The organism is Paenibacillus xylanilyticus (genome assembly GCF_047246825.1).
In the GTDB taxonomy this organism is placed as follows: Bacteria; Bacillota; Bacilli; order Paenibacillales; family Paenibacillaceae; genus Paenibacillus; species Paenibacillus xylanilyticus_B.
The window spans coordinates 107,438-115,688 of sequence record NZ_JBFOLB010000009.1 but is presented as its reverse complement, the minus strand read 5'-3'; the positions used below and the strand labels follow the sequence as shown (position 1 = coordinate 115,688).

General features: G+C 44.0%; 6 protein-coding genes and 1 riboswitch. Of the genes, 1 reads left to right on the top strand and 5 read right to left on the bottom strand.

The window, feature by feature from the left end; genetic code table 11:
- Window positions 1-662: 662 nt before the first annotated feature.
- The 5 genes from AB3N00_RS28615 to AB3N00_RS28595 form a co-directional block, all read right to left on the bottom strand.
- Complete coding sequence (locus tag AB3N00_RS28615; RefSeq protein WP_413037546.1) at window positions 663-2,039, bottom strand: NCS2 family permease; 1,377 nt, start codon at window positions 2,037-2,039, stop codon at window positions 663-665.
- Window positions 2,040-2,215: 176 nt separating this feature from the next.
- Window positions 2,216-2,315: riboswitch (purine riboswitch) on the bottom strand.
- 204 nt (window positions 2,316-2,519) lie between these two features.
- Window positions 2,520-3,365 carry a carbohydrate ABC transporter permease gene (locus AB3N00_RS28610; RefSeq protein WP_413037545.1) on the bottom strand — a complete coding sequence of 282 codons (846 nt, stop codon included), beginning with the start codon at window positions 3,363-3,365 and terminating at the stop codon, window positions 2,520-2,522.
- A gap of 45 nt (window positions 3,366-3,410) precedes the next feature.
- A complete protein-coding gene (locus AB3N00_RS28605) occupies window positions 3,411-4,286 on the bottom strand; it encodes a carbohydrate ABC transporter permease (protein ID WP_175395381.1) in 876 nt (291 codons plus the stop codon).
- 111 nt (window positions 4,287-4,397) lie between these two features.
- The gene (locus AB3N00_RS28600; RefSeq protein ID WP_413037552.1) at window positions 4,398-5,615 is read right to left on the bottom strand and encodes an extracellular solute-binding protein; all 1,218 of its coding nucleotides are present in this window, start codon (window positions 5,613-5,615) and stop codon (window positions 4,398-4,400) included.
- A gap of 310 nt (window positions 5,616-5,925) precedes the next feature.
- Window positions 5,926-6,909, bottom strand: a complete 984-nt coding sequence (locus AB3N00_RS28595; RefSeq protein WP_413037544.1) for a family 43 glycosylhydrolase — start codon at window positions 6,907-6,909, stop codon at window positions 5,926-5,928.
- A gap of 298 nt (window positions 6,910-7,207) precedes the next feature.
- Between AB3N00_RS28595 and AB3N00_RS28590 the strand changes: the two genes are divergently transcribed.
- Entirely contained in the window at window positions 7,208-8,131 is a 924-nt protein-coding gene (locus AB3N00_RS28590; RefSeq protein WP_413037543.1) for an ArsR/SmtB family transcription factor, read from the top strand.
- Window positions 8,132-8,251 lie beyond the last annotated feature (120 nt).

The window sequence follows — 8,251 nt, the reverse complement described above, 5'->3', positions numbered from 1 at the left end:
GGATGATTACTCACTCGTTGTTCAGTTTTCAAAGATCAAACTTCGTTTGCATCCGAGTGTTGTTCTCTTCAGCAACTTTTATATCTTATCACATCCGAACCAATTTAGCAAGCACTTTTTTCAAGTTTCTTTCGAAGCTTATTTTGTTTGCTTACCGCACCGTGTTTCTTGTGTTTTCTTGGCCGGAATTAGAATATACCATGTACAGATTTTTTATGCAAGTACTTTTTTCGAAAGAAATCATTCAAAACACAAAGGATCTTCCTATTCCATTAATCTCTTCTATTATATATTCATATATATTCATATTGATACGTCAGGAGCAACTGCACTATTTTAAACCTGACCCTATGGTCTAACGATTACACCATCCGAATTACTCACATCGCAAATCCGATTTTGTGCTTCGCTGCCAATTGGAGAACCGTATTGTACGAAACTCCTCTCGATGTACAGGGACCTTTTCCGAATCAACAACCATTGGATCATAACTCATTGTCAGCCCCTCCTACATAATAGAACGAAAAGTTTCTACTATATTTAGTAGAATAAAGTTCAAGCACACATTTTATAGAGTTTCGAGTCCCTTATAGATAAAAAAAGAACGAAAGCTCTGGTAACGTCCAGAAGCTCCCGTTCTTTTTCATCAATAGATGACTGAACTATTCTCCGCCCATAAAGATGTAGCGGCATAGAACAATGATTGCGAGAATCCACATCAACCAGTGAATTTTCACTTTGCGATCCGTAACCAGGTTACTGAATACAGCCAAAATGACATAAGACAGGATACCTGCCGAAATTCCGTTTGCAATTCCGCCTGTGAAAGGCATCAGTACAATTGTAAGGAATGCAGGGAAAGCCTGAAGGAAATCATCCCACTCAATGCTTCGCACTTGGCTCATCATCAATACTCCTACGATGATCAGTGCCGGAGCTGTAGCAGCGGACGGAACAACCAGTGCAAGCGGCGCGATGAACAGAGCCAGAACAAACAAAACCCCTGTTGTTACCGAAGTCAGACCTGTACGTCCACCGGCTTCAACGCCCGATGCACTTTCTACGAAAGCAGTGATTGTGCTTGTACCTAATGCCGCACCCGCACTGACACCCACTGCATCGACGAACATCGCTTTACCGATCGTTTTCTCGCCTTTTTTCTTGTCATTCATAATCCCCATCCGTGTTGCAGTCCCTACCATCGTACCAAACGTGTCGAACAGTTCAACGAAGGTAAAGATAAAGATAATTTCGAACAATCCGAGACTGATAGCACCTTTCAGGTCCAGCTGTCCAACAGCCAGATCACTGAAGTTAGGTAGCCAGCTTGCACCGGACAGTCCACTAAGATCCGTAACACCCATCGGAATACCGATCAGAGTAGTAGCAACGATACCAATGAGCAGCGCACCCTTAACGCGCATAACCATCAGTATAGCGATAAGGATCAAACCAATCAGAGCCAGTAATGCGTCATGATGCGTTACAAAGTTACCTAGCGACAGATTGAAGCTGCTGCCCGGAATCGGTTGGCTCAGATCCGCATCAGGCGCAACATTTACTGTGACAGCAACGAGATTGGCCAGTTTGAAACCTACAATAGTAATAAAGAGACCGATACCGACCGTGATGGCCATTTTTAACGTTTGTGGAACGGCAACAAGCAGCATCTGACGAATCTTGGTCACGGTCAAAATAATAAACACGATACCCGAAATGAATACTGCTCCGAGAGCGGCTTGCCAGGTGATTGCACCATTAGAGCTCAATACCACAGTCATGAAGTAGGCGTTCAATCCCATACCCGGTGCAAGCGCAATCGGGATATTAACGAACAATCCCATAATGATGGTCATTAGACCAGCGCCTACGGCTGTTGCAAAAAATACTGCGTTATCTGACATCCCAGCCCCGGCAGACCCGAGGAACAATGTGTTGACAAAAAGAATGTACGCCATTGTCATAAAGGTAGTGAGACCCGCAACAATCTCCGTTCTAACATTTGTTCCGTTTTCTTTTAGTTTAAAGAAACGATCCATAATTCACTAACTCCCCCTTAGAGATGTTGAAGCCATATTGAAAAACGACAAAAGACCCTGGTGTTCTTGCTCCACCCAGGGTTAGCTATAAGGAGAGGCTTCGCCTTTCGCTAAGAACAAAAAAAATTCTAATGTGCGTCCAATATTGTAAATCACGCAGTCATGTAGAATTTATGTGCTTAGCTTCTCCTGTTCGTAGCCAGATCATTAGGGTGATCTCGTAGAGACTCCCGGGCCAATCCCCAGGATTATACGAAGTAGTATGCGCTATTTGTTTGTTTCCCATCACTATTTTAGAAGCGTGACCCGTTTCTGTCAATGGTAAAAACGAATGTTTTGTGTGTAAGTCTACGGAAACGTTCGTGTTCAAACGAAGGCCATAGTATAAACGCAAAAAAGCCACCGCAAATCACGGCAGCTGATGTATTTAAGTAATGCTTTCCTAGACCTTACTTAAGCCGAATCAGAAGCAATAGGGCGTTATCCTTTAATCCCCGAATTCAAGTTAATGGATTGCAGGAAATACTTTTGTGCAAAAATAAACAGAACGAGCGTTGGAATGATCGCCAGAATAGCCGAACCCATCAGCTGTCCAATCATCCGGTAATTGCCGTAAATATCCTGCAGCAACAGCAGTCCGGCGGTGATTGGCATTTTCTCAACGTCTGTGTATACGATGACAGGCCATAGGAAATCATTCCAGGACCCGATGAACGAGAATAGACCACACACGATCAACACCGGTTTCACCAGCGGTAAAATGATGGAGTAATAGATCCGGAAGTCGCTTGCACCGTCTACCTTTGCAGACTCGTCCAGTTCCCCCGGTATCCCCTTCATGAATTGACGAACGAGGAAGATATTGCCCATACCTGCCAATCCGGGAATGATCATTGCCCATGCAGTATTGACCCATCCAAGTGCTTCAATGATTTTATATGAAGGGATCAGGTTAACGACACCCGGGAAAAACGAAATACCGAGAAGTGTGAAGAACAAGGCATCTCTTCCTTTGAACTTCAACCTTGTGTATCCGTATCCTGTAAGAGAGATTATAAAAACGACAAGCAATGTATGAGAGACCGCAATGATCAGTGAATTGCTCAACCATCTCAGAATCGGAGCGGTTGACGTGTTTTCCAGTATGGCAACGTAGTTGTTAAAGTCCCATTCTTTAGGAAATAGGCGGAAGCCAGCCGACACCACTTCTGCCTGCGAGCGAAATGAAGTCGTAATCCCGAAAATAACGGGCACCACCCAAACGACACAAATGGATACCAAAAATAGATACGATATATATTTGGATATACTTATTTTTTTGACCATGTTGATATACCTGCTCCTTCCCGATCCACGTTCGATCCTGCTCCTTTAATTGGCATTCCGGTTCATCACGTAATACTGCAATGCGGAGATGACCAGAATAACCAGTCCTAACAGCACAGCCATGGCGGAAGCCATACCTGCCACTGACTCACCGGAGCCGAACGCAAGCTGGCGAATATACATCATGAGAACATGGGTAGTCTGCTGCGGTCCACCATCGGTCATCATCAAAGGCTGACCGAAAACGTTGAACGCACCAGCTGTCGTCATGACAAACGTAAAAATCAGCGGGAAACGGATGGAAGGCAGCGTAATACTGAAAAATCGACGTACAGGTCCAGCACCATCCATCTCGGCTGCTTCATACAGATCACTGGGAACTCCATTAATGGAGGCACGATAAATAATCATGTTTCCTCCGACAGCTCCCCACACCGATATCACAATAATAATGATCCAGGCATACGGTTGATTGGCTGCCCAGGATACCTCCGATCCGAAAACATTACCGGTGATACCAAGCTGTTTATTGAAAATAAGAGACCAGATCAACGCCGCAGCTGAAATGGAAATCATGCCTGGAATGTAGATAATCGCCTGCATGAATCCTTTGAATTTCACTTTTTTATGTTCAAGAGCTACAGCAACAAGCAATGGAATGATGATCAACGGCGGGACACTCAGCGCGACGAAGATCAACGTATTCTTCAAGCCATTGAAGAATTGAAAATGAAATGAAGAATCCTGGTCAAACAAGATGGTTCTATAATTTTCAAATCCGACCCATACCGGATCGTTTATCAAATTCCATCTCGTAAATGAGGCATATATTCCGTAGATCGTTGGCAGCAGTATAAACACCAGAAACAGGATCAGATGAGGACCAACAAACAGGAACGGTGCAAATGATCGTTTATTCATATCCTTTCATTTCTCCTTTGGGAAAAGCAATGTGCCACCCTTGCGGCACATTGCTTCTATTACAGTAGAATGGCGGGATGTGCAGCACATCCGTTTTATGCGATTCAAATGTTATTGGGCTCCACTGCTTCCTTGAGCAATTTTGTCCTCAACCTCTTTTTGCATGGTCTGCAGTGTCGCATCCAGCTCAACATTGCCGCGCACGATATCTGCAGCGTATTTGTCAACCGCTTCAGCTACATAAGGATAGTGCTCGTACGTATAGATGTAGAGTGATTCAATCTCCTTCTCGTTGGACGTGAAGAACGATTGCATGTAGTCTTTGTATTCCGGGCTCTCAATGACCTGTCTACTCGCAACGGTCTGCCCTGCTTTGGCCCATTCCATTGAATTTTGGCGGATAAACTCCAGGAATTTCCCTATACCCTGTTCCTTCTCATCTGTTCCGGCCTCATTCTTCAACATCGTAAACAGGTGAGAGGAAGAACGGTTTGTAAACTTATCAGCAGTAGATGAATATACATTCGTTACACCGAAATTCAGCCCTTCAACAGTCGCATGTGCAGTTGAACTCCATGTACCATCTGTGGAAAACAGTACGTTACCGGATTGGAACATCAAGTAACCATCTTCACCGAACGGGGTCATGAGACCCGCATCTGCAATCTTTTTGACACTTTCAAAAGCAGCCTTCATTTCAGGTGTGTTCAGCGCCGGCTTTCCGTCTTTCTGTACATCACCGCCCACATTTTGCAGCTGGCCAAGGATAACCCATCCGAGCAAAGCGTCATTGACAACAAAGTCTCCTTCGTCCAGCTTGCCCTGTAAAGAAAGCATCTCGTCAATTGTAACAACATCATCGTCCAGGAAAGATTCCGCGTTATACTTTTTCAGCAAATCCTTGTTGTAATACATGACATTACTATGAATATCGAGAGGCACAGTATATTGCGTTCCATCAATGGTTCCCGTTGACCATGCTTGCGGCAGATAGTTCTCTTCCTTGATCTCTGGCTGTGCAGCCAGCATTGCCGTCATTGGCTCAAGCACGTCTTGTTTTACAAAGCCCGGTACACGGTCAGCATGGATAATAGCCAGATCAGGAATACCCTTGCCAGAGTTGATTACCGTCGACAGCTTGGTGTACATATCAGAGGTGATCACATGTTTTAATTTGATTTCTGGTTCGGTGGCGTTATATTCTTTAACTAACTGGTCCATATAGGCGCCATCCTCTCCAGTCAGTGGTGTCCAGAACGTAATCGTATTTTTGTCGTCCGAACTGCAACCGGACAGTACAGTGACCAGCAGGAGTAGCATAGATACCATGGTTACAAAACCTTTTTTTGTACGTTTCACACAAGAACCCCCCTAGAATGATCAATCCTAAGCACATTTGTAAACGCATTCAATTAATCAAGAAAATCACAGGGCGCTGCAATTTTCTCCTTGGAAACCGGCCCTGCTTACAATGTAGAACTTGCTGAAGGAAGCTTGCCTAGGAGCACTCCCTTCATCCTTCTTCCAAACATTAATGTATTAATTAATCATTAATGTTTATGTGAATTTATCGTAATTCATAGCGCTTACATTTGTCAACCACTTTGTTCCACTTTTTTAGTGAAAGTTCGACTTTTTATTATGCATTCACCTGTCTACCATCCGGAACGGGTCTGCCGAAGTGTGGAAATCCATGCTCATCCCATCCAAAAACCTGCGCTCGCATATGGCGGTTGGGATCATAAAGTGGGTCTCCCTCGATTTCCTTGTAATTCCGAGCATGATAGACCAAAATGTCCTGACTTCCGTCCGGCGATACGGTAAAGCTGTTATGCCCAGGGCCGTATTGTCCCGCCTCTTCATCGGTTTGGAATACAGGTGCAGGCAGCTTCGTCCAGCTCTCGGGCGACAACAGGTCGCTACCTTCCTCGGCATACAACAGACCCATACAATAATTGTGGTCTGTAGCACTTGCCGAAAACGAAATAAAAATTTTTCCATTTCTATTCAGGACAGCTGCACCTTCATTGACCAGGAATCCGATTTTCTCCCAATCATGTGTCGGTTCGGCGATCATGACTTGCTCGGAAGCAAGCGTCCACGGATTTTCCATTGACGCAATGTACAGGTTGGAATTGCCAACGATGTTTGGATCCTTCTGTGCCCATACCAGATATTGAACACCTTTATGCAAGAATGAGGTTGCATCAAGTGCGAAACTTTCCCACTTCGTCTTGATTTGCCCCTTTTCTTCCCAAACGCCTTCAAGCGGATTGGCCGAAGCATTCTCCAACACGAACATGCGATGGTCGAAAAGTCCTTCCACCGTATCCGTTGTACGTGCTGCAGCGAAATAGATGTACCATTTACCTTGGAAAAAATGAATTTCTGGCGCCCAGATGTTGGCACTCATCGGTCCCTCATCGTACTTACGCCAAACCACAACGGGTTCTGCGTTATCCAGTTCTTGAACTGTACGGGCCCTTCTGACCTCGATCCGGTCATATTCAGGTACTGAACCAGTAAAGTAATAATAGCCGTCAGCATGTTTATATACCCACGGATCGGCTCGTTGCGGTATAATCGGATTAACAAATGATTCCTTCTTCGAAACTGTACTCACGCTGTCATCTCCTGTTCTGCAATGAATAGTTAATGCTTTTGTTTATAAATTCGTAAATATGTTATTAATTCACCTAAATATTAAGATACAGAGCATCGTGTGTCAATATTGAAGCAGGATTTTTTTGGTTATTTCATGGTTTGTTTTTACATTTTTCTGAATTATTTTGTTTTTGTGTTGTATTTTTGGTATTATTTATCTAAATCCGTTGTGATTATATCCAGAATCCGATATTATAATATTCTACGTTTACCATTCATATAAATGTTAATATTTCATTTCTTTCGGAGGAATTACATTGAAAATCGACCTGAACGAAAAAAACCTGCATATCTTCGAAGCCCTATCCAGCAGTGTACGCATTCAGATCGTTCATCTGCTGTCCAAGAACTCTATGAATATAAAAGAATTGGCCGAAGCCCTTGGACTTAGCAGCGCCATTATGACCATGCATGTCAAAAAGCTGGAAAAGGCTGGTGTCATTGAATCCAACATGGCGCCGGGTAAAGGCGGAGCTGCCCAAAAGGTCTGCTCTCTTCGCATGGATACTCTTGAAATCGCATTCCCGACCAAGGACGTCATTCAACGGGAGATTCACAAAACTGAAATCTCTGTAGGACATTTCACTGATCTGCAGATCAAACCGACTTGCGGCATATGTACAAGGGATTCCATTATCGGAATTTTTGATGATCCCCGTTATTTCCTGGATCCTGATCGGTTGAAGGCAAAAATTCTGTGGTTTGGGCAAGGTTACATTGAGTACAAAGTACCGAATTATTTAATGGGAGATGAGAATCCCGAGGAGCTTGAAATTTCGATGGAAATTTCCTCGGAGGCCCCCCTGACCAACAACAATTGGCCTTCTGATATAACGTTTATCGTTAATGATGTTGAGGTAGGGATGTGGACGAGCCCGGGTGACTTCGGAGGAAGAGGCAAGCTGAATCCGCCTTGGTGGTTCGAGAGTGTGAACCAGTATGGACTGCTGAAGCATCTGATTATCAAAAAGGAAGGCACGTTCATGGATGGCGTAAAATTGTCTGATGTAACCATCGATGATATCGGCATTCGCAACAGTTATTGGTCTCTTCGCATTGCTGTCAAGGAGGATGCAGAGCACATTGGTGGGGTGACAATATTCGGACAAGGATTCGGTAACCATAATCAGGACATCATTTTCCGTTTGTACTACACACAAAATAATGAAAAACCTGAATAAAAACGTAGAGGTTCTGCAAGCAGGATGTTATGCCACACCTCATACATTTCTGAAGTTATGTTGTCTCCAATCAGTACTTCGGAGTTAGGTATCTCTAACCGAAAAAACTCCCTTTAACAT

Excerpts from the sequence above, each read along its gene's own strand:
- AB3N00_RS28615 (WP_413037546.1), bottom strand. The coding sequence starts at position 2,039 with ATGGATCGTTTCTTTAAACTAAAAGAAAACGGAACAAATGTTAGAACG.
- AB3N00_RS28605 (WP_175395381.1), bottom strand. The coding sequence starts at position 4,286 with ATGAATAAACGATCATTTGCACCGTTCCTGTTTGTTGGTCCTCATCTG.
- AB3N00_RS28610 (WP_413037545.1), bottom strand. The coding sequence starts at position 3,365 with ATGGTCAAAAAAATAAGTATATCCAAATATATATCGTATCTATTTTTG.
- AB3N00_RS28600 (WP_413037552.1), bottom strand. The coding sequence starts at position 5,615 with ATGGTATCTATGCTACTCCTGCTGGTCACTGTACTGTCCGGTTGCAGT.